The organism is Solibacillus sp. FSL W8-0372 (assembly GCF_037969735.1).
Classification (GTDB): Bacteria; Bacillota; Bacilli; order Bacillales_A; family Planococcaceae; genus Solibacillus; species Solibacillus faecavium.
This window is the reverse complement of the sequence record NZ_CP150204.1, coordinates 2,104,057-2,128,908: the sequence shown is the minus strand read 5'-3', so window position 1 is coordinate 2,128,908 and position 24,852 is coordinate 2,104,057. Positions and strand designations below refer to the sequence as shown.

Genomic DNA, 24,852 nt, shown 5'->3' with positions numbered 1-24,852 from the left:
AGTAGGGGGAGTAATCATGTATTTAGAAATTTATCTTTATCCTGTCCCTGAAGAAAACAAGGAACAATTTTTAAAAATTAATCGAGAAGCTGAACGTATTTACAAAGAATATGGTGCCCTTGAGAGCGAGACATTTACTGCTACCTCTATTCAGCCAGGGTATGGTTGTATAGGAATGATATCGGCCGTTGAATTACTTGAAAGCGAGATACTTATGTTAGAAATTAACCGTTATGATAATAAGGAGCACCATAGTCAGGTTTTGGAGAAAGTTGATAATGATGAACAAATTGAAAAGTTATACAATCAAGTGATTGAGGTAATCGATCTTAGTCGTACTGTCCGTGGTGAATTCGAGTTTCTTTGAGGGGCATAAGCTGAAATTTCTTTAATTGGTGCAGGCACATATTCAAAAGTGCGTGCATTTTTTGATGAATAATCCCTAATATTTTGTCATACAAAACACCCCTTAAGTTTTTACACTAACTAAAGGGGTGCTGTTCTAATGATTTACATTTTTTTACGGTGTCTCTGTTAAGTCTTCCTCTATAGAATTCGGTGTTTCTATTAATTCTTCTTTAGAAGATTGTTCCTCAGCAGGGGCATCGCTAGGTCCTTCTGTAATTACTGGTAAATTAATGAATAATTTACCGGCAGCTTTTTGACGAGTTTCATTATTAAAGTCATCGATTGCAATTACTTCAATAACTGCTCCGTTTGCAACAGTATCAGCAGGAACTGTCCAGTAGCCTACATAATGACCATTTCCTTGTTCCATCATTGGTAATGCAGTAGCATTTTGAACTAAGTTTGTTAATGGCATATGGATCACAAAAGTAGGTTTTAATCCTGGCTCACTATCAAACTCAATCTTAACTGTTCTACCCGTTGTAATTGTAATGTCTGTATCTGGTTTTAAGTTTGAAATGATTGGTGCATCGAAATCTGCAGTTACAGTTACTGTCTTAGAAACACTGTTGCCAGCTTTGTCTGTAGCTACTACTGTGATTTCATTTGCTCCATTATCAAGAATAACGCGTTTTGAATATTTTCCGTCGCTGATAGTAGCATTTAAGCCATTAACAGTCACTGTGTCAATATTTTCATCTGTAATTAAACCTTCTACAGTAACTGTTTCACGATTTACTTTTTCACCATTAGATGGTTTGTCGATCGTTAGTTCCGGAGCTAGCGTATCTAAAGTTACTAAAACCGGAGTCGATTCACCTGTTACTCGACCATCTAATTTTGAAAGAACAGAAAATTCATTAGCGCCTTCAACTAAGTCTGCTTTAATTTCAAATTTGCCATCGTCTCCAACTACTGATGATGTAACTACTTCGCCATTTTGTTTTAACTCAATAGTTGTTGTTGGAGAGGCTGTTCCAGTAATTGTTGTTTCAGGCTCATTTGTAATTGAGTTCGTATCTGGAGAAGTGATTACAGGACCGACTACTTCATAGCTAACGCGTGCGCGAATCATATAGTTTCCTTCAGCGGCAGGAGCTGTAGACCATGCACCTGATACATGCTGATAGCTTCTTGCTGCATTTTTACCATCTTCATCCGTTGCAAGACCTGGCGTATTCGGGTTTGCAACTGTTTGACGGTAAACCATATAGAAGTCACCATTTACAACAATATTGTGATCTGTTAAATCTACAACTGTCCATTCACCATTTCGAAGAGCTGTTGCATCAATTGGACCAGCTAATTGTTTACCTGGCGTACCGTCTGCTCCGGTAGCATCCCAAACTTCCACTGCAAATGCAGTTCCGCCTGGAGTAGGCCATTCAGTTGTCCAGAAGCGGAATACACCATCTGTTACAATTCCGTTTTCTTTTCCTTCAGGAAGAGACATTTTTACTGCCCATGCATTTCCGGCAGCGTTGAATGCACGAGCATTTTCCGCAGTACCATCATCATAGCCGATTTCTCCACCTGGATATGTGTAGAAAGGTTCAAGAGAAATGCTTATAGGTGATAATTCACCTGTAAGAGAAACAGGAATTTCTTTTCCATGGTATCCACGAGCAATTACTTTAAGTGTGTACGAACCTACATATGCTGTAAGGGCAAAGTTACCGTTAGCATCTGTTTGGACAGGTGTGATATTTGCGTCTTCAACTAAAATAACTGTTGCACCTTCAATTGCTTCTCCTGTTGATTCGTCAGTAATTGTACCGCTTATTGTATTTTGTTCAATTTCATCTAATGTGAAATTCGCAGTAGAAGTGCTATCCGCATCAATTGTGACTGTTTGTACTTCAGATTCGAAACCGTAAGCCTCTGCTTTTACATTAAATGTGCCCGTACCATGTGTCATTTTGTATGAACCGTCTGCTGGGCTTGAATAAACCGAACGTCCGGACTCTATTACACTGACTTGAGCGCCTAATGGAAGAAGTGTTGGATTGTTGATTACTTCAATCTCAGGTGCCTTATCTTTTGAAAGTACATCAGGTTTAATTGTCTTTGGATCTACAGCTTCTTTTAATGCATCTTTTTCTTTCCCGTTACCTTTATTGCCATTGTTTCCGTTGTTGCCATTGTTCCCCTGGGTATTTCCTTTATTGCCGTTGCCATTATTATTGTTTTTACCTTTAGAAACTTTACCAGTTTGAGATACGCTAGCTAATGCTACATCATCAATATACCAGCCATCTCGTTGTACACTAGAATCTGAGAATGCATTGAAACCAATATAAATACGTTGTCCAGCATAGTCTGATAAATCAACCTCTGCGTCTAACCAACTATTGGATATACCTTGAACCATTAATAATTGTGTCCAGTTTTCTTGGTCTGTTGACACGAATACATGTCCATAATCATACGCTCTACCAGAACTAGCTTGTTCGAAGTTATGCCAATGTTTAAATTGTAGGTAAGAATTTCCTTCAGGTAGATCAATTGGAGGTGCAACAAGTGTTGCGTTCATGCTGTTTGCGTATGTGCCAGATAAGTTTGTTGCATACACCTTTTCACCTGAGGCAGCATTTCCTGGACCAGATGTTGGTACACCCCAGTCCCAGCTGTCATTAGTACCAAATGAGTACCAGCCAATTGGTTGTGTTTCAAAGTTTTCAAAATAACCAACAGTGATGCCTGGTTTTACTTCCACAACGTACTCGTCACTGATGACTTCATTGTTACCGAAGTCATTAATTGTCCATTTGTACGTAAATGAATTGCCAGATATTAAATCCCCTGGAATAACTACAGCGAATTCACCAGCTTTATGATCACCAGATTTACGTCCAGCAGGGATTTGTTGCCAAGCATTATTTTCATCTTTGTAGTTAAGCACAACTGATGAAACACTAATGTTATCACTAACTGAAACGGTTAAATTTAGATCCATTCCGGCATATGTTTCACTTGGTGCAGTATGCTCGAAATTAGGGGCTTCATTATCCGTTCCTGCTTGTGTAACTTGACCCTCTAGCGTACCTAGTCCAGTAATAATAGAAGAAACTGCTTCATAAGCATCTACTAATCCATAACCATAACCTTGGTTAGGTGTAGTTGTGTATTGACTATCTGTTAAAGGATTTGCAGTGTCTAGAAGAATCTGTTCCATTTCATCTACTGTTAAATTAGCATTTACTTGACGTAGAAGGGCAGCTACACCTGATACAGCAGGACCTGCCATCGATGTACCATTCCAACCACCTTCATAACCACCGCCAGGAACTGATGAACGAATGTTTACACCTGGAGCAGAAATATCTGGTTTAATTTCAGCATAAGGAGAAGGGCCACGGAGAGAGAAATTCCCAACTAAGTTATTGATGTCTGTTGCTCCTGTAGCAAATGACTCTGGATAGTTTGCTGGTGCAGCAACAGATCCAGCACCCCCTGGGTTAGTAAAAGTTGTATTACCTGCAGAGAATTCAGGGAAGATTTCTGCTGCACGCCAGTTAATAACAACATCACGATACCATTCGTCTAATCCAGGACCACCGCCCCAAGAATTATTTACAACATCGGGTGCCATATCAACACGTGCATTTCCGTTAGCATCTGTTGGTGCTAAAATCCATTGAGCCGCCTCTAATAGATCAGCATCTGAACCACCATTAGCAGTGAATGCTTTTACGGCAATATATTTAGCGCCAGGTGCAACACCTATTTGATTAGAGCCATTTGGTTCACTACCAACCATTGTACCGGTAACGTGAGTTCCGTGATCTTGATCATCATATGGAGTAGCACGTCCAGCAGAAGTTGAATCATACCAGCTATAATCATGAGAAACTTCACCGGTTGCTGCGTTATAGCCACGGTATTTTTCTTTTAAAGCTGGGTGATCCCATTGAACGCCGGTATCGATACTTGCAACTACCGTACCTGATCCATCAATACCCATATCCCAAACTTCTGGAGCATTAACGCGTTCAATATTCCACTCAACGTTTGCAACTTCCGCACTTGGTGCTACGGCGTCTTCAGTTTTGGTCGTAAAGAGTTGACGTGTTTCATTTGGTAATACTTTCTCTACTTCCTCAAATGTGGCGATTTTTTCAGCAACTTCTTGGGTTGCTGTGACGGCAATGGCATTTACGATATAAAAGGATGTAATATCTGATGCATTGCCAACTTCCGCTTCTTTATTGAGGAATTGCATGACTGATTGTTGTGAATCTATAGATGTTGCCTTTAATTCGGAGACAACAGCAGAACGCTGAATCAACTTGGCGTTTAGAGCGGATAAGTTGGAATCTACCGCTTTTTGACGAGCAGCCTCAGCAACTTGAGCAGAATTCGCTTTATCTTTAAATTTCACTAAAAAGGTTACTTTATTATCTTCTTTGAAATTTTCAAGTAAGCGCGCATTCAGTTTTTCACGTGCGGAACTAAAAGTACTAATAGAATTGGAATCTCTAAAAGATTCATAGAGTTGATTGGAAGTTGTTTGTGCGCTAGCAACACTTGGTGTCAATAAAGAAAATGTCATCGCTGCAGTAGCGAGGATACTAAATGCTTTCCTAGAATTCTTTTTCCTCTTCATTTTCATTCCCCCTTAGATTTTCGATCGAACTTTACCTATAAATTTGCAGCTTGTAGGTTGTCCTTTAAGGATTTTAAAAACAACCTTTCCTCCTCTCTATAGTTTTTTGGGTAGAAATGACTAATTTGTGAAATTAAATTCTCTAGATGTAAGTACTATGTTAGATTATGGAAAATACTTTATTTGTCGTATTATGTCGAATAATTTAGAGGGTAAACACTTTTGAATTTAATTACCTATTTTTTGTAAGTAATGGAGAGTCAACAGACATAGCTGGATATCAGTGGGGTATAGTATTAATAAGGTTTTACAGATATTATGGATTTTGCAAAAAGATTGAATTTATCTGTTATTTTTAAAAAAAGATTAGTTTAACCTAAAAAAGAGCAATAGGTCTAAAGGTCATTTATTTTTTGGAGGTTGTAAGAAGGACTTTTTATCTGTATATCGATTTTGAAATTATTATTCTTAATGAAGAAAAGCGGTAAGTATCTTTCGATGATAATTAGATTGGAAATTCAGAATTTAAAGCGACTGATAGTATTAATAGTTTTTAAAAATAAACAATGCAGTAAACAGAATGTTATTTTCAACAAACTTATCGATAAATTTGAGAGGGAAAAAAGGCTTGTAAGATCCCTGTATATATTTAACTAGTGTACAAGTTTTTATTTCACTGGAGTTCTTTTTGAGTAAAAGCTAAGGTTTTGGAATGTCGAAATTTGTCTAAATTCTAGGTCCTGTATAATTTACAATTAAATTGGTTCATCACTATAAGTTGGGATGACAAAATTGCCGCCTCGCGATAGCGCAAGCGGCTTGATTATGTGTTTTTTTACTTCACTTTATAACGAGGGCAAAATTTTGGGATTGGTGGGCCTCGCAAACGGCAATAAAGGCAGTGATAAAGACATGTATCACGTGGCTTTAGCGCTGTCTTGCCGTAGCCCACCAATCAAAGTAGAATTTTATTAGAAAAGTAACCCCATGTTATGGTGATGAGCCATTCAATTGAAAAGTAATTGGAGTAAATAGGGAAAGTATATATTTTGTAAAATTATTGTGACATAATGAAGAGAATAGGAGGACTCAGTATGAAGAACGAATTAATATTGATACTTACATATGTAGTTACAATTACTTTAGTGACTTTGACAACATTTAATCCAGAAGAATACATAATAAAGGATGCCTATATGGCGGCTTTAACGGGTCTTATTTATATTGTCTTTACAATTGGATGGGGAAGGCTAGTGCAGCAAATAAAATTTAACGCATTTCATAAATGGCTTTTTGTTTTGATTACTTGGTATACGTTATTAACGATTGGAGATATTTTATTATTTCAGAAAATGCCAAGTGTGTTGATTATGCTTGGGGTGTTACTTTTTATACTAGGATGCCTTTATGTTTATCGAGCAAATGGCATAGTAGTAGATGCTTTAACAGCTGCTCTATTATTGTTGATACTCTACATTGCGATGCGAATTGAACATACTATTTTTCCAGGAGCGATAATTGGTGGCATCTTCATTTCAATGCCATTTTTAATAATCGCGGCAAAGAAATCCCTTCGTGCAACACAAGTTCTAGCGCGTCTTGTATTTTTCTTAATGGCTTTTACCGTTTTATTTTTATTTCCTGGAACGCCTATCATTGCAGAGGGCGGCTATTTGCTGTATTTAGTAATCATTATCATTGTTGTAGCTTTTGTCCTTAGACGTAAAATTGAACTGCTCTTGCCACAGGAAGCCATGCCTGTATTATTAGTAGTTACTTTGGTTATGTATGGTGTGAAATTTATTTAATATGTCATAAATAAGAAGGCTGACGAGAAAATAATACTTTCTCGTCAGCCTATATTTATGTGCTTTTTTACAACATTGTTATCCATGTTATGTGTAGAACGAATATCCCGGTATATAAGAACATAACGAAAGAAAGAACTACTCGCCAAACGTTTGTTAACCTTGTAGGAAAGTCTGATTTCCATAATAACCAAACTAGACCAGATAAAATAACTTTTGTTCCTAGAATCGTTAAAGGGGAAAGTGAACTCAACAGTGGGTTCGCTTCTTCAATCCATTCGTTACTAAGTCCCCAAGCTGTACAAATGCCATCAATAAGATTTAACACCAATATGACCAACAACATCCGTTTAATATCAAATAAACGTCTCACTATATATCACTCTTCGCTCGAATCGCAATCTCTCCTTTTTTAATTTTTCCATAGATTTATTTTTTCTACTTTTTGATTTTTTTCAAATTCTCCATCTTTAGATAAGCGTTTACCAAAGTGTACTTATTTTATACTGCCTATATAACCGGTATTAATTAGAAATTAGATTTAATCATCTTGAGCCATTAGTTCTCAATTTATAGATATCGAATTATTTAAAAGGGAGTGTTCGTGAATTAACTAATATCAAATTTAGATTAACTGGTTTGAGGGAGAGGCAAATATCAGAATTCAAAATATAAATGACGTTTTAACTGCATATTAAGAGATGCTAGATGAATATAATTTAAAGAAGACGCTAAAACGATAGGAATATTTAAGATTATTATTCTTTTTTTAATAGAAAGGTGATGGGTATGGTACAGAAAGTATTATCAATGTCCCAACAGCTGCTAATTGGGGAAGCACTTAAATATGCTGCACATAATGTTGCTGATCGGGAAGCATTTATAGATGGAGATCATCGATTAACGTATGGGGAACTTTTGACGCGTTCGCTACATTTAGCGGGATGGCTACAAGCTCAAGGGATTGGTGTAGATGACAAGGTAGGCTGCTTGTTGAAGAATGGCCTGCCTTTTGTTGAGTTATATTTCGGCGTTTCATTAAGTGGTGGTGTTTTTGTTCCAGTCAATTTCCGTTTGGGTTCTAAGGAAATGGAATATATTCTGAACCAATCTGATGTAAAGATATTATTTGTTGAAGAAGAATTTATAGATAGCGTTCGTTCTATTATGCAAAACTTATCTCAAGTCAAAATTATCGTGCCAATTAAAGCCGAGAATTTAGAATTTGAGATAAACACAATCCCATATGAAGCCATATTTAGTACAACTACTGAATACAAGTCTGTAAATCTCACTGACGATGACGCGCATGCCATTATTTATACATCAGGTACAACAGGAAAACCAAAAGGGGCAGTTTTAACCCATAAAAATTTTTATATGAATACAATGAATAAACTTTATCACTCTCAACCTAGGAAGGGCTCAAGGCAACTGATTATTCCTCCACTTTTCCATGTTGCTGCGCTGTCCTCTCTTTTACAAAATTGTCTAATAGAAGGGACGATCATTATCCACCGTGAATTCCAACCAGATGTCGTTCTGAAGACTGTCCAAGATGAGAAAATTGAAACAATGTTTATGGTTCCGGCTATGTGGAATTTTCTATTCCAAGTGCCGAATCTATCTGATTATGATTTAAGTTCAATGACGAATTGTTCTTTAGGGGGAGCAATCTGTCCTATTGAAATTAAAAAAAGAATTTTACAAGTGTTTAAAAATGCAACGATATTAGAAGCTTTTGGGCAAACAGAAATGAGTCCCTCCACAACATATTTAGCCGGTGAAGATGCACTTAGGAAGACGGAATCTGTTGGAAAACCTTCTATCAATGTAAGGGTACGAATTGTGGATAATGAAATGAATGATGTGCCTGTTGGAGAAGTGGGGGAAATTGTCTATCAAGGACCAACTACAATGAAGGAATATTATAAAAATGAGGAGGCAACAGAAGAAGCTTTCAAAGGGGGCTGGTTTCATAGTGGCGATCTAGTACGAATGGATGAAGAGGGCTATATTTATGTGGTAGATCGAAAAAAAGATATGATTATTAGTGGCGGTGAAAATATTTACCCGAAAGAATTGGAAGATGTTTTATATTCTCATCCAGATATTTTAGAAGCTGCGGTAGTGGGAATTCCGGACCCTACATGGGGTGAGACTGTGAAAGCTTATATTGTATTAAAGTCAGGCAAACAGCTGACGGAAGAACAAGTAATCCAATTTTGTCAAAGTAGCATTGCTTCATATAAAAAACCACGGGCAATTGAATTTATCGAATCGTTGCCTAGAAATGCTGCGGGAAAGGTACTTAAAATAGTTTTGCGTACGGGAGCTTACCAATAAGTGTAATAAAATATCTGAATATTTAAAATAATAAATAGTATGAAATGATAAACTAAAAAGAAGGGAAGAAAATACGTTGACCTACCAAAGTATACAAGTGACATTAGCAGAAAATGGTGTGTGTACCGTAAAATTAAATCGCCCTCAAGTAAGAAATGCACTTGGCCTTCAAATGCGAGAGGAATTAAAAGAATTTTTTACTGAAGTTCAAAACAATGATGACGTAAAAGTGATTGTTTTGACAGGTGAAGGAGATGCGTTTTCTGCAGGCGGTGATTTAAGTGCTTTAAAAGATGTAGAAGCGGCTTCGGGTCGCAAGAGATTGCAAACGGGACATGAAATGATTTCTTCCATTGTAGATCTTGAAAAACCGGTTATTGCGGCTGTTAATGGAGCTGCAGCAGGAGCAGGCTTTAGCCTAGCATTAGCTTGCGACATAATTATTGCGAATCAATCTGCCGTATTCATTCAAAGTTTTTCAAAGGTGGGGTTAATTCCTGATTTAGGCTCTATCTATTTTTTACCTAGACTGATAGGAAGGCATCGTGCACTAGAAATGATGTTCTTTGGAGAAAAAATTTCTGGCGAGCAGGCTCATGAACTTGGAATTGTTAATCGAGTACTGGAAGATCATTTGTTTACAGACGAAGTTTACAAACTAGCAAATCAGCTTACAGAAGGTCCGCAAATGGCTTTAGGGTTCATGAAGAAACTAGTAAATAGAAGCATTCTTGATGATTTGGCCCAGTCTTTGGAGTTAGAAGGGTTTGCACAAGGAATATGTTTTGAATCAGCAAACTTTAAAGAGGGGGTCGAAGCCTTTTTTGAAAAACGAAAACCTGTTTTTAACCAATCATAGTTGACTGAATAGATGTATATTGGAGTTTTATAAAAGTGGAGAGGTGGATTTTATGGAACGTTTACCAAAAAGTTTAGAAAATTTAAGACTACCAGTTATCGGTTCCCCATTGTTTATTATTAGTAATCCGAAACTAGTGATTGAGCAATGTAAAGCAGGCATTGTTGGATCTATTCCAGCGTTGAATGCACGACAAACGAGTGTACTTGATGAATGGTTAGCTGAAATAACTGAGGAATTAAATACTTATAACAAAAATAACCCTGAAAGACCTGCTGCCCCGTTCACGATTAATCAAATTGTGCATAAAACGAATACTAGATTAGAGCAAGACATGGAGCTTTGTATAAAATATAAAGTGCCTATTATTATTTCTTCGCTAGGGGCCCGAGAAGAGGTATTTGAAATGGCTCATAGCTATGGTGGTATCGTTTTTCATGATGTCATAACAAATAATTTTGCTAAGAAGGCGATTAGTAAAGGGGCAGACGGATTGGTTGCCGTTGCTGCCGGTGCAGGTGGACATGCTGGCAGACAAAGCCCATTTGCTCTAATACAGGAAATTCGGGAATGGTTTGATGGACCATTAGCGTTGTCAGGTTCGATTGCAAATGGTAGGGCTATTTTGGCGGCACAGGCGATGGGTGCTGATTTCGCTTATATTGGGTCACCATTTATTGCAACAACGGAAGCAAATGCTAGTGAAGATTACAAACAAATGATTGTAGACAGTACGGCAGAAGATATTATTTATAGTAATTTATTTACGGGTGTGCATGGCAATTATTTGAAAGGTTCTATTAAAAATGTAGGGCTTGATCCAGATAACCTAGAGCAAGGCGATCTTTCAGCTATGAATTTTAAAGAGGGAGATAAAAAAGCATGGAAGGATGTTTGGGGAAGTGGACAAGGTATTGGTGCAATTAAAGAAGTAGTGCCGACGAGAGAGCTGATTAATCGGTTTGAGGAAGAGTATAAAGAAGCACATATGAAAATGGCAATGCAAAAGCTCCCTGTATAGGATTGGTAAGATGAATTTAGGGATTAAAGCCAATCTATGCTTGAATTCAATCATGTTTTTAACAGACTTCTCTCTATAGGGGAGTCTTTTTTTGAGCAGAAAAAGCAGGAATACGATATTGTGAATTTCAGCTGTTAATATTATAAACTTTAATAAATGGTCTATTTTTTAGTGATTAGTTTTAAAAATTTTTCACAAAATGAAACCTTTAAACTAAATCCGTACTCTAAGATAGTAGGAGGGAATAAGATGGATCAGTACATACAACAAGCACTTGCTGGTGATGAAAATGCAATCCGGCACATAACTACGATGCATAAGCCTAGATTATTAGCTAAAGCATATACATATATGAAAAATAAGCAGGATGCGGAAGATATTGTACAAGAAACGTTCATAAAAGCATTTGGTGCACTGGCCCAGCTAAAGGAGCCGAAATATTTTGCGACATGGCTATATAAAATATTGATTCGTGAAAGCTTTTTTGCAATGAATAAGAAGAAGCGTACGGAGCTGATAGAGCTAGAAATTATGGAACAGCTTCAGTTACTAGACCAGGAAAACAGCGTGGATTACAGCGAGTTGCATAACGCAATTGAAAGCCTTAAAAAAGACTACCAAATGGCGATCGTAATGCATTATTTTTATGATTTTAAAGTGTTTGAAATCGCGGAAATGTTAGGGAAGCCAAACAACACGATTAAAATGCATCTGCACCGCGGCAGAAAGGCAATACGCCAAAAGCTAGAGGAAACGATGCAAAAATCAATCCAACAAAAGGAGGTAAATCGCATGTTAAAAGAACAATTATTGGTCTTAGCACAGCAATATGGAAATGTGCCTGAACATTATGAGCTAGAACTGGAAGATTATCATGAGGAAGGAATTGCTTCGTTTATGTGGCAAGGGCCAAGTAAAGATGAAGGAGTTTTTATTCGATTAGATGATAAAGGGCGACTTGATGATTTTGCGAAAACTCCCTCAAAAGAAGGTGCACCGATTACTGAAGAGATGAAGCTTAAAATAGCCGAGCGACTGCTACATGAACAATACCCGGAAGCACTTTCGTATTATACACTAATAGAACAAAATAAAAAGGAATCGAGTACAAGCTTTAAGTATGGACAAGTTGTGGGCGGGTTTCCATTAGACGGTTTTTATTGTCTTATAGAAGTAACCGATCCAGGTGAGATCATTCATTTCACCTATACGGGTTATATGGAAAATCCTCCAGAAATACCAAAGGAGCTTTACCCTACGGAACGTATTTTAAATGCATTGTATGAAGGTGACTGGTCAATTTGTGCAGAAAGCTTTAATGAAAAATATGATTCCGTTGCAGCATCAGGTATATATGCGATCTATGAATCAAAGCTATTAAGGCAGGCCTATGATGCGGTAACAGGTAAACCGTTATTTGATTCTGGTGATGAGAGAAAGCAAAATTATATGCCATTTCCAAACGTTGAAGCATTGCCGAAAAAGGACAAAATTGGAGAAATCATTGGCATCAATGAGGAATGGGAGCAATATGAAGAGGTAAGCATGAGTATGGATGAAGCGTATGAAGAGCTGAATTGGCGTCCTAAAGGCTGGCAAAATCCTCAGGGGAAATCATACGAGCATTACATGAAAAGTAAATTTGAAAATCGAGTAAAAGCAAAGGTGGACAAACGTACGAAGCGTTTGGATAGTTTTATTTGGTTTGCGGAAATTGAAGGTGAGGGGAAACTTTCTGAAGAGGAATGTTTACAGATTGCCGCACAGTTTATTCAAACATACTATTCGGAGTATACACCATATTTATATGTTGAAGTAAAAGATGAAGAGGACATAGAGGAAAACCGTGCCTTTTTCCGTTTTGTCGTGCAGAAGGATGGATTTTTCGTTGAAAATGAATTTTTCCATATGAATATTAGTAAAATAACAGGCGCTATTTTGATGTTTTTAACACCGAATGTAGCAGTTGAATATATTGAACAGTTTGAACCAAAAGCAATTAAGTCAGTTAAAGAATTACTGCCACTAAAAGGTCTAAAAGTACACCTGGAATGGGACAAGGTGTATGGGGAAACAGAAGAGGATGAGGTCAATATGCGTTTTATTTACCGTATACGGATGACGGAGGGTGCCTTTATAAAAGGGGTAAATGCGGAAAGTGGGGAGGTTATTTATAGTTTGATTTAATGAAAGCTTGCGCGAAACTACTAGCGAGTTCCACCAATATTTTTAAACTAATTCGGCATCAAAAAAATATTTTAATAATAACGGAAATTAGTTCCTCTATTTATCCCGTTAAGCAATCCAACCTACAAATATTAGTAATGACCAAAAATTACATTAAAACATAGAAATTGTTAGTTAAATATGAGCATTTTGTGAATTAGTATGCAACATTTGACGCGATTGAACCGTCACGTTATAGTCAGGTTACAACTAGATATTATTTTTCAAAGAATAATATTTTCTTGAATGGAAAATATATCGCTTACTGACAACGAAGAAATATACTAATAGGAGTCCTATATGCTACATTACACTAAACTTTTTTCATGTCATCAAAAGGAATGGCTCGTGCTGCTACATGGTCTAGGAGGCAAGAGCACCCTTTTTTATAAACAAACTGATTATTTAAAGCAGCATTATAATTTATTATTAATTGATTTACCGGGTCATGGCGATTCGAATGGGTTAGATGTAAATTATTATGCCGCAGCAGATGTAGTGCCGAAGATTACGGAGGTGCTCGAGAAGTTAAAGATTAAACACGCACACTTTTTAACATTTTCACTTGGGACAATTATCGGCAATGAGCTTATGTATCGTGCGAAGCAGTACATTAAAACGATGACGCTAGCTGGTCCGGTGCTCAAGTTTAATAGATGGTCGTCATTATTAATTCAGAGCGCATGGATATTCCGCCATTTCGCACCATATATGCTCTTTTACAAAACATTTGCATACTTAATTATGCCGAAAAAATCGCATGCTAAATCACGTTTTTATTTTGTGCAGGAGGCAACGAAGTTAGGGCGAAAAGAGTTTGTAAAGTGGACGTATTTATTGAAAAATGCGAGGAAGCCCTATGAGCAGCTTAAGCAAAGTGACTGTACAATTCCGAAGTTTTATCTAATCGGTAGAGAAGATCATTTATTTTTAGATGAAGCGAAGCGTGCAGTAGAGAATAATCCATACGCATCATTACAAATTCTCGATGACTGCGGGCATGTATGCGTTATTGAAAAAAGCTTGGAGTCAAATGAAGCGATCCACCAATTTATCGAGTCCAATCAGGTGTTTGCAAAAGTTAGTTCACTGTGAGACTTTTCAACACTTTCATAATAACAACTTTAAAGCCATCTACACTTTTATAGTAGGTGGCTTTAAACATTTGTAATGAACATTTAGAGGAATTCTTAAGGTATCACTTTTTTTAATATAAAATGAAACTAGATAAGTACTCGTTTACTCTAAAATAATTGTTTTTTAATCAATAGTAGTTTAAATGGTGCTCTTTTTATACTTATAAATATTTTTTCGGCTTTCTTCTATATCGATTACGGTTTTAAAACCACTTTAATACAATCATCTTGTTTTGTGTCGAATATTTCATAACCATGTTTTGCTTTTTCAAGAGGGAGGACATGTGTAATAATATCGCCCGCATTAACTTTACCATCGGCGATTAAGTTATAGACATGAGGCATGAGATGTACAACCGGGGCTTGTCCGGTACGGATTGCTACATTGCGTTGAAAGATATCTCCGAGTGGGAAAGCATTGTATCGACCACCATAAACACCGGTAATTTGAATTGTACCTCCTTTACGTACGGCTTGGCTGGCTAAGACAATCGCTCCCATAGCACCACTTTGCAGTTTTACGCCACTTGCAAGGAATTCTAGAGGCGTCATTTTTCCACTCATCCCGACACAATCAATGACAACATCTGCGCCGCCCTTTGTAATCTCTTTCAAATATTCACCACAATTTTCATGGTCTTCGAAATTAACGATTTCCACCTTGTTTGTCTTCTTTGCGTGTTTGAGACGATATCCAATGTAGTCAACTGCGATTACTCTTTCTGCACCTTTCAACCAAGCAAATTTTTGCGCCAATAGTCCAACAGGTCCGCAGCCAAGAATAACAACCGTATCTCCCTTTTTTACACCGGCATTTTCTACACTCCAAAAAGCAGTTGAGGCAGCATCGGCAAGGAGAACTAAACTTTCATCGGGAACTTCGGATTTTTCAGGGATTTTGAAGGGGAGAAAATTACCATAGGGAACACGCATATACTCTGCCTGACCTCCCGGAAATCCGCCTGCTGTGTCTGAATATCCGAAGTAGGCGCCCATTTCACCATTGTCATTGGCATTATCGCATTGACTTTCCAACTCGTGATTACAATACCAGCAGTTCCCGCAAGCGACATTAAAAGGAATGACAACCCGGTCACCTTTTTTCACCTTCGTTACATCCTTGCCAACTTCTTCTACAATTCCCATTGGTTCATGGCCAATGACATAATCTTGCCCTATATTTGGGATCATACCATGCATCAGATGCAAATCAGATCCGCAAATAGCTGTTGTTGTTAGGCGAATTATAATATCATCGGATTTTTTTATTTTAGGATCTTTTACTTCTTTAACCTCAACATTTTTTATACCTTGGAAAGTAACAGCTTTCATTAAAAAATCCCTCTTTTCCGTTTACTTTTTTGGTGGGGTAGGGAACATTCCTTTGCGATTCATGCTCTTAGGGAATAGATCCAACTGTGCAATACTAATCGCATTCTCTGCAGATTTAATATCCAATTCTTTTTGACCTTCAAGATCATAGGGCTTAAGCCATTCTTTCTTCAACATTAGCTCAGAAATCTCAAAGTATATATCAATCATGACTTCTAGCTGCGTTCTCATGATTTTTTGGAGAGTTGGGGAAGCTGTTTCTGTTAAGGCGATTGAAAGATTTCGAATTCCCGTTTTTGTTGTAAGTAAAAATTCAAGGGCAATTCCCGAATCAGTTAGTTCGGGCATTCCGATTGAATTTAAAGGATCTAAATAGTCTTCCATAACATAGTCCTCCTAATATTCTAATTCCGATTTAGCGTAGAGCTTAACCATAGCGGTAAGTGCGGGGGTAGTTAATTTTACGTTTTTGTCTAATAAAGCTCTTAAATCATCATCAAAGACTACACCTTGACTCAGCTTCGATTTAAGTAAACTAGTTGTCATAAAGTTAATGACTTCATGAAATTCCATTGTTTCATGAAGTGCTAATTTTTTCTCAAACATTGTCATCCCACCTCCAGAGTTTATTTGAAAAAGTTTGCCCTGGAGCGAGTCTATTTATTCAAATTCACCTTTTAGGTTGGATTAAACAGCTGTTTTTATTAATTGAATAACTAAAAAGACGAACTGAAGCACATACTTCTTTTGTGCTTCAAATTCGTCTCTTTATTTACGTTTGATAAAAACAAATGATTAAGACTTATGCATTAAACCACATCTGTATTAGTCATCGTTAAGGTTGTCCGGAGTGGAAAGCAACTTTTAGCCTCATAGTAATATTACTTATTATTGTTTTTCTTGATAAATTTAACGTTGTTGTTATTGTTGTTATTACGGTTAATTTGATTATGATCATTTAAATTATCAAAGTTGAAATCTTCACCGAATTCAAATGCATTATTATTGTTCTTATTGTTATTATTATTGCGTTGACGTTCACGTTTGAAGTTATTATTTTCCAATGCTGCTCACCTCCTTACGCATAATTAGAATGGCTTAAACAGCTATAGAAAATACTCAATAATCAGTTGGAAATTTTCCCTTAAGTTTAATTTTTTGAGTGCATCATTACAGGAATTATTTACCATCGCAGCGCATGAAAAAGTACAATTTGTCATACATAAAGAGCTGAATAAAAGTTGTGCCGTTGTTCAAGCTACTGGACTTTAAAGAAAAATTTATCCATAAATTTGAAGATACTTATGAGTAGTTGTATTAAATTCTTATTTTATTATCTCCACATTCAGAGCATACTAGGTAATAAAAATTTGCTTAGAGAGGTAAGTTGAGTGAGTGATTTAGAAAAGTATGAAAAGTTAAGAGCTTATATTGAACAACAGATAGCTGATATACAAGGAAATCTTGAATCGATAGGAATGGCAGAAAAATTAGCTAAACAAATGCAACTTCATTTTTTATTTCAGATAAAGGATAAAATGAATCAGCTAGATGAAGAAGATTGATTAATTTGGAAGGAAAATAACTCTTGAAAAGTTCTGCTCAACAAGCCACTCTATTTTCGGACAGAGTGGCTATTTTTATAAATTTTACTTGTAATAACCCGCCTATTTATCCATAACTTAATCGAGAGTGTGATGGTACCAAATAGCTGAATGATATCTTTTAATATCCTATTGATCAATCAAAAGATTGTAATTTTATTTGTAAGAATATTACAATCTATTACAAAGAGGATTGGCAACAATGGTAATAAGCAATACTAATCTTATTACTTTGAATCAATCCGACTATAAAAATAAATTAGAATTGGAGGATATTCATTGATGAAATACGAAATTCCTAAACTTTTGAAAGAACATGAAAACTTGATTAAAGGTACTTTTTTATAGTAATGAGATAAGTTTTAAGCGTGAAGAAACAAAACCTTATGAAAGTAAATTAGGGGGATGTCCCTATTTGGAAAATAATATAGATTATCCGATGGGTGAAAATGGAAAACCTATGTTGTTTTTAGCACAAATTAATCTGGGGGATCTTGAAAATATAGTTGAATTACCAGAAAAGGGATTACTACAATTTTTTGTTACAAATGATGACTTGTACGGTTTGGAAGACCCCATTTTCGTAAGATATATTGAAAGTTATATAGAAAATGAAGAACATTTAGTGAAGGAACATCCTTTTGGAAATGAAGAATATATCATGAATCTCCCTTTTTCACATAGTGGTAAAATGTATTTTAAATCAAGGGAAATGCCTATGTCTTCCTCATTAGATTTATTTCAAGAGACTTTCATGGATAAGTTATCAGAAGAAGAATATGAGAAATTGAGCGAAGATTGCTATAGTAGTGATAGCAGAATTGGCGGTTATCCTTATTTTGTTCAAAATGACTATATTGGATTTGGTGATGACGATTTTCTTTTATTGCAACTAGATATTGATGATGAATGCGGTATTATGTTTGGGGATTCTGGGAATTGTGTTTTCTCTATTCCAAAAGATGCTTTGAAAAATAGGGATTTTTCGAAAGTCGTGTATGATTGGCAAAGTTGCTAGTGAGACACCAAATTCGTCTAAAGCTTATAAAAAAGCCGCCACTAATAAGCGAAAGAGAGGTTTAAAGTTTATATGGATAAACAATCCTATGCAAGATATTTACTTCAATTGATGGATGATGATATGAATTCCGGAGAAGCAGATATCGATGAAGCACGATTCTATGGTTACTTTCAAATGTTTATGCCAGATGGAAAAGGTGTAGGGGCTACTTTTGAACCTCTTGAAGCTGGACATGTTTATTTGCAGAGGATATTACAAATCTATGAAATGCTAAATCCTGTGGATTATAGTGGGCCCACAGTGTCAGGATATTTTATTAGTAAAGATAGTAATGTACCCAATGATATACTCGTAGATTATGGCAGGCAGTTTATTCAAGGCTTAAAGGATTTATTGCTGGGATCTTCCAGGAAGTTTGATACGAAAGATTCTACTGAGTACCTAGATGGAATCGAGGAGGTTAAAATTGTACCTCCCGGATCGATAGATGGAATTCGTCAGCAATATGATTCTGAAATATATGAGGCGATTTTTGATATAATCAGCGAACAGATTGAATACGATGAACCGATTGAAGTTTTGGACGAGGCATATTACTCGATTGCTTGTGATTACTGGATTTCATATTATCTTCAGTGGCCCCGTTATAGATTAAATGGTGACCCGTTCGCAGCTTATTTTGAACTGTACAGACATGGATACGCAGCAGTCTTCTCAGAAAATAAACTATATATTGGTTTATAATTTTGGAGGTGAATAGAAATGACAGAACGAATACCATGCAGGATGGAAGGATGCAGCGCAACTATTCTACCGAGTACAGCAGCCAAAACAAACGGTATCTGCATGCCTTGCCACCACGAGCAGGAACGAAAAAAACGGGTAGCTTATATTGAGAAAAACCGAAAAACGGTGAATCTCTATGAGGGATTAGCAGATCAAGTGGACATTCTCAAGGTCATGCATGCACCGAGAAAGTATGATCCGCTAATTCAATACGCTCCCTTTCCAATAAGAAAGGAGAAGCTTTACGTTTCTTTATCAAACCAAGATGCGCAGCGTATGCTGAAATATGCAATAGAATTACTCGCTGTTAACGAAGAAAGTGAAGCACAGGATATTCTATTAGCTTTGGTGTGCTACCGAAATGAGAATATATCAATTGCTTTACCAGAGCTGATACAGCGCGGCTTGTTTCAGGATCCGATTCTTTTTAAAGATGCACCACAAGACATTCGAGGTCAGCTTATAGAGCGGGTGTTATGGGATGAGGACAACCGAAATCATCTTCTCCTTGCACTCGGCTGGATTGGTGATGCTAAGGTCATAAACCAGTACCAGGAATGGCAAATGCATCAACCAAAATGGGCGGAACAGTTATATGTAACGCCTGAAACTTATGCTGTTGATGGAGGATGGGAGCTTACTCCAAATGGGGAAAGGCGCAACCTAGTACATCAAATATGTTTTGGCATCAGGCAAGCTGACCATCAGGATGATGTTGTAATTGAAGAAAATCATGCCCGTTTTCTTGAGACGAGCGATTCAACATGCCCATGGTGCAATAGGAAGTTAACGAAGTTGATGGTCGCTGCTACTTCTCATCCGGCTTTGCAATATCTCGACCTGCAAATGGAGAACCTACAGGTGATAACCTGTGAATTATGTGGGAGCTTTAGCGTGATATATATGGAATTGGACAAAGATGGCTTACCTGTCTGGAGCCGTTTTAATCAGGAACCCGTTTATCTCCCAGATTTAGATGACGTAAACAGCAGTACTGAACCCTCACCTAAACTAGTTCTATCAAAAGAGCCACAATCACCGTATTATGCTGCTGTTTGGACTATGTCACAATTGGATTCTCAGATTGGCGGGCACCCAAGCTGGGTCCAGGATCCTGAGTATCCAGTTTGTCCTTGTTGCGAACGAAGAATGCAGTTTTTAGGGCAAATCGATTATGCTGATTTTGATGAATATGCTGAAGGCATCTATTATATGTTTATTTGTTCTAAAGACCTGATTACAGCAACGATATATCAGCAAAGCTGAATAACATTCGTGTTTATGATAGTACCGTGTCAAAGGGGGAGTACGCTTGAATTGGAAGGAAGTTAGCAAGACAGATGATCTTTCACTTGTAAAGAAGGCAGTAACGGAACTGGATGTGAATGAACAGGACGAGCGGGGGAGAACACCGCTGATGCTTTTTTTGACCAATCGAATGCCCGTTGAGGCGATAGAAATATTGATCGAACAGGGAGCAGATCTTGAGGCACAGGATAAACTTGGTGATACTGCACTAAAAAAAGCTGTAAAGTTCAAGCAAATTGAAGCCCTGTTAAAGCTCATCGAAGCTGGGGCCAAACTGGACTCCCCTTTCGGCATATTGGCTACAGCTTGGAATGCAGCTCGTATAGATATAAAGATTGCGGACCTTCTGCTCGAAACCAAAGGAGCCGTTCGCCTTTCTCTGACACTAGAAGAGCAAAGGGTTGTTGATGGGGTTTTATATGAGGAGTCTCAGAAAAAGATGTGTGAAAAGATTGAAAGAATAAATTCGGCGGAAATCCTACATGCCATTGTGAACGAATATAACTGGGATGATGGCCCGGAACCGATGTTGTCGGTTTTTCAAAATCCGGTCACTCAAAAAATTACACTTCTTGACATGTATGAATTGTTAGATGGAGATTATTGGCTGGATAAGGGTAATTCGAGTGATCCGCTTAGCACGGAAGAGGAAAGACACTTTAATCAACTTGCGGTTGCCCTGAATGAAAGATTGGAGCGGACCAGCAGCTAAAAAAGCCCGTTTTGAAAACGGGAGGCTACTTCATGCTTTTTACTATGCCCCCATTTTCCTTAAGTCAAAAAATAATTCTACGGACAAAAGAGTAAACAATTGATTTGTGCTACTCTTTTTTGTTTTATATATCCTGTCTGTTTAGATAACGGGGTCTTTTTTAGCTATTGCTTAGCAATTGGGAAATGCCAATCGTATGAGCTAAAGATTTGGCTGGAATGGTAGGACTTAAATCACAAAAACAAACAGGTTGAAAAACTTTACTCCCGCGTATTAGTAATTGCGAAAACAGGGTATATGTTAGATGTGATACATAGGAGGAGTAAAGATGAAACTTGAGTTTTTAAAAATTGAAAATATCGTGGAAACAGAGAAAAACAAAATCATTTACATTCCAGCTGGGGGCATCCAGTTTGGATTTAAAAATAAGATTATTTCTTTAAAGGATCCGTTACGAATTGTTATGACACATGGAGGGAGCTTCCTCAATGTTGTTCGCTACATTGATTTCGTAGTTTACGATGACCTATCAATCTATACGACAGGTGAGATTAAGCGAGAGAGCTTATTTGGGATTGTAGCGAATGACGAAGTAATATTAGCCATTCATAAAGCGCTGGAAAAAAGCAGCAAGGATGTTCCGTTTTACAGGTCATTGGATTTTAAAGAAATGTATAACCGTGATTTTGAAGAAGGTTACGATCAGAGTGCTAAATTTGAGGTAATGGATATGGAAATTTAAATACTGAACATTTTGAGCAATTCGTGGCTGAAGGCATAGAAATGGAATTCGAAAGCTTTTTAGAAAACCGTAGCGAGTACATGCGCTACGGTTTTTCTTTGACGAAAAAAGTGACATGTAAACAATGCTTTTTGTAGTGCACTAATTAATATCTGAAGGACACTTGTAACTTATGCAGTTCGGGAAATGGGAGAGGGGGATATTGCGTCATTTTCCTCCACTTGTTTTATAATGGAATTTATAGTTTTTAGATAAGGAAGTGATTTTTTTGGTCAGTAAAATAATTTTAGATGACAGAGTAATTCAATTAAATAGCTATGAAGAAGAAAAAGTAAAGGGGCGCTATAAAGTCTTGGTCATTTTTGATGTGACAAGTGAAGATTATCATGACATTGCGACTTTACTTTACAACGGAACATTTGACGTTAAAATTCCTGAGAAAGAATTAATGTTTAGAGGAACGATTTATAACTACTCGACTTCTATTACAAATTTGTATGAAAAAGATCAAGTAGGGCAGTATACATTGACTTTAGTGGAAGAAAAGGAATGAATTTGAATGAAATTAAGCATATTAGATCAATCTCCTATCTCTTCCAACCAAACGCCTAGGGATGCATTAAATTGTTCAATGAAATTAGCACAGGCTGGGGAGGCATTTGGCTATACAAGATACTGGATTGCCGAACATCATGATTTATCTGGTCTAGCATGTCCTGCACCTGAAGTGATGTTAAGCTATATTGGCGCTCACACGAATCGAATTCGGTTAGGATCTGGCGCGGTTTTATTGCCGCATTATCGACCATATAAAGTGGCTGAAACATTTAATATGCTAGCGACGTTATTTCCAAATCGTATTGATTTAGGGATTGGACGAGCGCCAGGTGGATCTTCGGAAGCGATGACGGCCTTGTCTGGTAACTTTATTAAAAATGTAGGGAACTTTCCTGCCTTATTGAGCGACTTACTTCATTTTATAAATGACAATTTTCCATCGGATAACGAATATTCAAAGTTATCGGCGTCTCCCATACCTGAAAATCCGCCCGTAACTTGGCTCCTAGGAACAGGTAAAAAAAGTGCGTTACTAGCAGCGGAGCATGGTTTGCCATATACTTTTGGTTATTTTATGAGCGATCAGGATGGTGCTGGTATCATTAAGGAATATATTGATACTTTTAAACCAAGAAAAGAAGGGCAAACGCCACAAGTTATCGTTACGGTAAATGTCATTTGTGGAGAAACGACAGAAAAAGCCGAAGAAGTTGCAGCAAGCTATCTCATCTGGTCTTTACAAATGGAAAAAGGGGAGGCGCATCAAGGAGTGCCTTCTATAAGTGAAGCTAAGCACTATAAGTTAACGGAAAAAGATCTAGAAACGTTGGGAAAAGTGAAACAGAACATCATTATTGGCAACCCTCATGAAGTGAAACAGAAGTTACTTAAGTTAAAGGCAAAATACGAAGCAGACGAATTGATGATTAATACCATCACATACTTACCGGAAGATCGAATTCGCTCCTATGAACTCATTGCAAAAGAAGTGTTTCAGAAGGACATTACTTAGGAGATTTAATAGTAAATTATCAACAATCGGGCGCATTCTTGAAGAAGAATGGCGTCCTTTTTTAACTATAGGGCAATCTAATGTTGACTCAGAAACTTGAAAAAACAACTACTGCTTTCTCCATTTTGCAAACTTCCTTAAATAGAGAATACCTAAAGTCATTAATAATGTACCATTTACTTTATACATAAGCGTTTTATATGTTTCATCATGTACTGTAATACTAAGAAGTAAAGAGCCCCATATAATGATCAGAAGCCCTATGATTGAATTAATTATTTTCATACTTACACATCCTAAACCAATTTTTTACATTATCTATTACTTCGATATGTTTGTTACTATATCCTTTAATCATTTGTAAAGCATCACAGCACGCTATAGAGAAGTTTGTGCTTATCCAATATATAAAGCATATGGAGGTGTTTATGTATGAAGAAATTAATTTTCATATTTATTTTCATTTTTTTAACTGCTTGTTCAGGTGAAACGTATTCTATTTACGGAGAAATCTCTTCAATTGAAGAAGATAGTATCAATGTTGGCTGTTCGGATTTAGTTAATAGTAAAGATGACATAGGTTATTCTTGTGCTATTAAAATAACCGAGGAAACGATTATTAAGACTCAAGCTGGTGATGTATTAACATTAGATGAATTAAATATAAATAATATCGTTTCAGTTTATTTTGAAGAACCAGTAACATTAAGTGCCGATACTGAAAGACCAACATTTGAAGCTAAAGAAATAACGGTGATCGAAAATTAGAAATAAAAGGTGTGAGGTTTTTGCAATTAAAAAAGAGTTATTGGGGAATTTAAATGCCTCAATAACTCTCAATTCATATTCAGTAAGAAGTTTTATTCGTAATAATTGGAAATAGAAGTAACAGGCAAAGTAGATTGGCTACACCGAATTGGAAATAAGCAAACCCTTCAAAGCCATAGAAATAAATATACCCCACAGAAATCATAATAATTCCGCCAGCTAATAAAACAAACGTAGGGATAACTGTAACTAATTTAGGAAAGCTTTTCTTTCTTAGATAAATGGAAAGTATTATAAATATAACACCTGCTAATATACCCAACAAAAAGGGACTCCAAAAAAGCATACATATACACCTCCTACATATCATTTTACCATATTCCCTTGCATTAAAAAACGAAATAATTAATCTTTTAACAAGGATTGATACATCAGTTAGGTTTTTATGCGAACTTACCTTACCGAATTTATCAAGCTAAATAAACAGAGATAAATAAAAAACAAGAGGGAAATTGAATATAAACAGATAAATTCGGGTATAAAGCATAAAGAATAGGTTTAATATTTTTTATAAGTAATGTATTTTAGAGGAGGTTTTA

Annotated in this window: 24 protein-coding genes; 16 read left to right on the top strand and 8 right to left on the bottom strand. The window is 36.7% G+C overall.

Going from position 1 to position 24,852, the window contains the following annotated elements; genetic code table 11:
• Positions 1-16 precede the first annotated feature (16 nt).
• Positions 17-367: a DUF1428 family protein gene (locus MKY13_RS10615; protein WP_191701538.1), complete on the top strand. Its 351-nt coding sequence runs from the start codon at positions 17-19 to the stop codon at positions 365-367.
• 153 nt (positions 368-520) lie between these two features.
• Here the strand turns inward: MKY13_RS10615 and MKY13_RS10610 are convergent, their stop codons facing one another.
• A complete protein-coding gene (locus MKY13_RS10610; RefSeq protein ID WP_339212525.1) occupies positions 521-5,014 on the bottom strand; it encodes a S8 family serine peptidase in 4,494 nt (1,497 codons plus the stop codon).
• A gap of 1,094 nt (positions 5,015-6,108) precedes the next feature.
• Here MKY13_RS10610 and MKY13_RS10605 point away from each other — a divergent pair.
• On the top strand, positions 6,109-6,822 hold the full coding sequence (locus tag MKY13_RS10605; protein ID WP_191701540.1) for a hypothetical protein: 714 nt from the start codon (positions 6,109-6,111) through the stop codon (positions 6,820-6,822).
• 67 nt (positions 6,823-6,889) lie between these two features.
• On the opposite strand, the gene MKY13_RS10600 is transcribed toward MKY13_RS10605, so the two are convergent.
• Positions 6,890-7,195 carry a DUF5658 family protein gene (locus MKY13_RS10600; protein ID WP_191701541.1) on the bottom strand — a complete coding sequence of 102 codons (306 nt, stop codon included), beginning with the start codon at positions 7,193-7,195 and terminating at the stop codon, positions 6,890-6,892.
• Positions 7,196-7,611: 416 nt separating this feature from the next.
• On the opposite strand from MKY13_RS10600, the gene MKY13_RS10595 reads away from it, so the two are divergent.
• The 5 genes from MKY13_RS10595 (at position 7,612) to MKY13_RS10575 (ending at position 14,369) form a co-directional block, all read left to right on the top strand.
• The gene (locus MKY13_RS10595) at positions 7,612-9,168 is read left to right on the top strand and encodes a long-chain fatty acid--CoA ligase (RefSeq protein WP_339212522.1); all 1,557 of its coding nucleotides are present in this window, start codon (positions 7,612-7,614) and stop codon (positions 9,166-9,168) included.
• A 97-nt stretch (positions 9,169-9,265) separates the two neighbouring features.
• Entirely contained in the window at positions 9,266-10,027 is a 762-nt protein-coding gene (locus tag MKY13_RS10590; protein WP_339212521.1) for an enoyl-CoA hydratase-related protein, read from the top strand.
• Positions 10,028-10,079: 52 nt separating this feature from the next.
• On the top strand, positions 10,080-11,048 hold the full coding sequence (locus MKY13_RS10585; protein WP_339212519.1) for a nitronate monooxygenase family protein: 969 nt from the start codon (positions 10,080-10,082) through the stop codon (positions 11,046-11,048).
• A 249-nt stretch (positions 11,049-11,297) separates the two neighbouring features.
• The gene (locus MKY13_RS10580; RefSeq protein ID WP_339212516.1) at positions 11,298-13,235 is read left to right on the top strand and encodes a sigma-70 family RNA polymerase sigma factor; all 1,938 of its coding nucleotides are present in this window, start codon (positions 11,298-11,300) and stop codon (positions 13,233-13,235) included.
• A gap of 339 nt (positions 13,236-13,574) precedes the next feature.
• Positions 13,575-14,369: an alpha/beta hydrolase gene (locus tag MKY13_RS10575; RefSeq protein ID WP_339212513.1), complete on the top strand. Its 795-nt coding sequence runs from the start codon at positions 13,575-13,577 to the stop codon at positions 14,367-14,369.
• Positions 14,370-14,605: 236 nt separating this feature from the next.
• Here MKY13_RS10575 and MKY13_RS10570 read toward each other — a convergent pair whose 3' ends face one another.
• The 4 genes from MKY13_RS10570 to MKY13_RS10555 form a co-directional block, all read right to left on the bottom strand.
• Positions 14,606-15,742, bottom strand: a complete 1,137-nt coding sequence (locus MKY13_RS10570) for a zinc-dependent alcohol dehydrogenase (RefSeq protein WP_339212511.1) — start codon at positions 15,740-15,742, stop codon at positions 14,606-14,608.
• Positions 15,743-15,763: 21 nt separating this feature from the next.
• A complete protein-coding gene (locus MKY13_RS10565; RefSeq protein WP_191701548.1) occupies positions 15,764-16,126 on the bottom strand; it encodes a spore coat protein in 363 nt (120 codons plus the stop codon).
• Positions 16,127-16,138: 12 nt separating this feature from the next.
• Complete coding sequence (locus tag MKY13_RS10560) at positions 16,139-16,348, bottom strand: spore coat protein (protein ID WP_191701549.1); 210 nt, start codon at positions 16,346-16,348, stop codon at positions 16,139-16,141.
• Positions 16,349-16,623: 275 nt separating this feature from the next.
• A complete protein-coding gene (locus tag MKY13_RS10555; protein WP_191701550.1) occupies positions 16,624-16,806 on the bottom strand; it encodes a histidinol-phosphatase in 183 nt (60 codons plus the stop codon).
• A 327-nt stretch (positions 16,807-17,133) separates the two neighbouring features.
• Here MKY13_RS10555 and MKY13_RS10550 point away from each other — a divergent pair, with 327 nt between their 5' ends.
• From MKY13_RS10550 to MKY13_RS10515, 8 genes are all read left to right on the top strand, one after another.
• Positions 17,134-17,307, top strand: coding sequence for a hypothetical protein (locus tag MKY13_RS10550; RefSeq protein ID WP_191701551.1), 174 nt, complete (start codon positions 17,134-17,136; stop codon positions 17,305-17,307).
• Positions 17,308-17,761: 454 nt separating this feature from the next.
• A complete protein-coding gene (locus tag MKY13_RS10545; RefSeq protein ID WP_339212507.1) occupies positions 17,762-18,364 on the top strand; it encodes a YwqG family protein in 603 nt (200 codons plus the stop codon).
• Between the two features lie 72 nt (positions 18,365-18,436).
• The gene (locus MKY13_RS10540) at positions 18,437-19,111 is read left to right on the top strand and encodes a hypothetical protein (RefSeq protein WP_339212505.1); all 675 of its coding nucleotides are present in this window, start codon (positions 18,437-18,439) and stop codon (positions 19,109-19,111) included.
• Between the two features lie 18 nt (positions 19,112-19,129).
• Complete coding sequence (locus tag MKY13_RS10535) at positions 19,130-20,419, top strand: DUF1963 domain-containing protein (RefSeq protein WP_339212502.1); 1,290 nt, start codon at positions 19,130-19,132, stop codon at positions 20,417-20,419.
• 46 nt (positions 20,420-20,465) lie between these two features.
• Entirely contained in the window at positions 20,466-21,173 is a 708-nt protein-coding gene (locus tag MKY13_RS10530) for a DUF4274 domain-containing protein (protein ID WP_339212500.1), read from the top strand.
• A 328-nt stretch (positions 21,174-21,501) separates the two neighbouring features.
• On the top strand, positions 21,502-21,915 hold the full coding sequence (locus MKY13_RS10525) for a molecular chaperone (RefSeq protein WP_339212498.1): 414 nt from the start codon (positions 21,502-21,504) through the stop codon (positions 21,913-21,915).
• Between the two features lie 268 nt (positions 21,916-22,183).
• Positions 22,184-22,468, top strand: coding sequence for a DUF3219 family protein (locus MKY13_RS10520; protein ID WP_339212496.1), 285 nt, complete (start codon positions 22,184-22,186; stop codon positions 22,466-22,468).
• Between the two features lie 6 nt (positions 22,469-22,474).
• On the top strand, positions 22,475-23,485 hold the full coding sequence (locus MKY13_RS10515) for an LLM class flavin-dependent oxidoreductase (protein ID WP_339212492.1): 1,011 nt from the start codon (positions 22,475-22,477) through the stop codon (positions 23,483-23,485).
• A 108-nt stretch (positions 23,486-23,593) separates the two neighbouring features.
• On the opposite strand, the gene MKY13_RS10510 is transcribed toward MKY13_RS10515, so the two are convergent.
• Positions 23,594-23,770 carry a hypothetical protein gene (locus MKY13_RS10510; protein ID WP_339212489.1) on the bottom strand — a complete coding sequence of 59 codons (177 nt, stop codon included), beginning with the start codon at positions 23,768-23,770 and terminating at the stop codon, positions 23,594-23,596.
• A 147-nt stretch (positions 23,771-23,917) separates the two neighbouring features.
• On the opposite strand from MKY13_RS10510, the gene MKY13_RS10505 reads away from it, so the two are divergent.
• Positions 23,918-24,253 (top strand): hypothetical protein, encoded by a 336-nt coding sequence (locus MKY13_RS10505; RefSeq protein WP_339212486.1) that lies wholly within the window; start codon positions 23,918-23,920, stop codon positions 24,251-24,253.
• 79 nt (positions 24,254-24,332) lie between these two features.
• Here MKY13_RS10505 and MKY13_RS10500 read toward each other — a convergent pair whose 3' ends face one another.
• Positions 24,333-24,599 carry a hypothetical protein gene (locus MKY13_RS10500; RefSeq protein ID WP_339212484.1) on the bottom strand — a complete coding sequence of 89 codons (267 nt, stop codon included), beginning with the start codon at positions 24,597-24,599 and terminating at the stop codon, positions 24,333-24,335.
• Positions 24,600-24,852: the final 253 nt, after the last annotated feature.

Coding starts and splice junctions, on each gene's coding strand:
- MKY13_RS10610 (WP_339212525.1), bottom strand. CDS start 5,014: ATGAAGAGGAAAAAGAATTCTAGGAAAGCATTTAGTATCCTCGCTACT.
- MKY13_RS10535 (WP_339212502.1), top strand. CDS start 19,130: ATGACAGAACGAATACCATGCAGGATGGAAGGATGCAGCGCAACTATT.
- MKY13_RS10575 (WP_339212513.1), top strand. CDS start 13,575: ATGCTACATTACACTAAACTTTTTTCATGTCATCAAAAGGAATGGCTC.
- MKY13_RS10570 (WP_339212511.1), bottom strand. CDS start 15,742: ATGAAAGCTGTTACTTTCCAAGGTATAAAAAATGTTGAGGTTAAAGAA.
- MKY13_RS10585 (WP_339212519.1), top strand. CDS start 10,080: ATGGAACGTTTACCAAAAAGTTTAGAAAATTTAAGACTACCAGTTATC.
- MKY13_RS10580 (WP_339212516.1), top strand. CDS start 11,298: ATGGATCAGTACATACAACAAGCACTTGCTGGTGATGAAAATGCAATC.
- MKY13_RS10505 (WP_339212486.1), top strand. CDS start 23,918: ATGAAGAAATTAATTTTCATATTTATTTTCATTTTTTTAACTGCTTGT.
- MKY13_RS10595 (WP_339212522.1), top strand. CDS start 7,612: ATGGTACAGAAAGTATTATCAATGTCCCAACAGCTGCTAATTGGGGAA.
- MKY13_RS10525 (WP_339212498.1), top strand. CDS start 21,502: ATGAAACTTGAGTTTTTAAAAATTGAAAATATCGTGGAAACAGAGAAA.
- MKY13_RS10605 (WP_191701540.1), top strand. CDS start 6,109: ATGAAGAACGAATTAATATTGATACTTACATATGTAGTTACAATTACT.
- MKY13_RS10565 (WP_191701548.1), bottom strand. CDS start 16,126: ATGGAAGACTATTTAGATCCTTTAAATTCAATCGGAATGCCCGAACTA.
- MKY13_RS10615 (WP_191701538.1), top strand. CDS start 17: ATGTATTTAGAAATTTATCTTTATCCTGTCCCTGAAGAAAACAAGGAA.
- MKY13_RS10515 (WP_339212492.1), top strand. CDS start 22,475: ATGAAATTAAGCATATTAGATCAATCTCCTATCTCTTCCAACCAAACG.
- MKY13_RS10560 (WP_191701549.1), bottom strand. CDS start 16,348: ATGTTTGAGAAAAAATTAGCACTTCATGAAACAATGGAATTTCATGAA.
- MKY13_RS10500 (WP_339212484.1), bottom strand. CDS start 24,599: ATGCTTTTTTGGAGTCCCTTTTTGTTGGGTATATTAGCAGGTGTTATA.
- MKY13_RS10540 (WP_339212505.1), top strand. CDS start 18,437: ATGGATAAACAATCCTATGCAAGATATTTACTTCAATTGATGGATGAT.
- MKY13_RS10510 (WP_339212489.1), bottom strand. CDS start 23,770: ATGAAAATAATTAATTCAATCATAGGGCTTCTGATCATTATATGGGGC.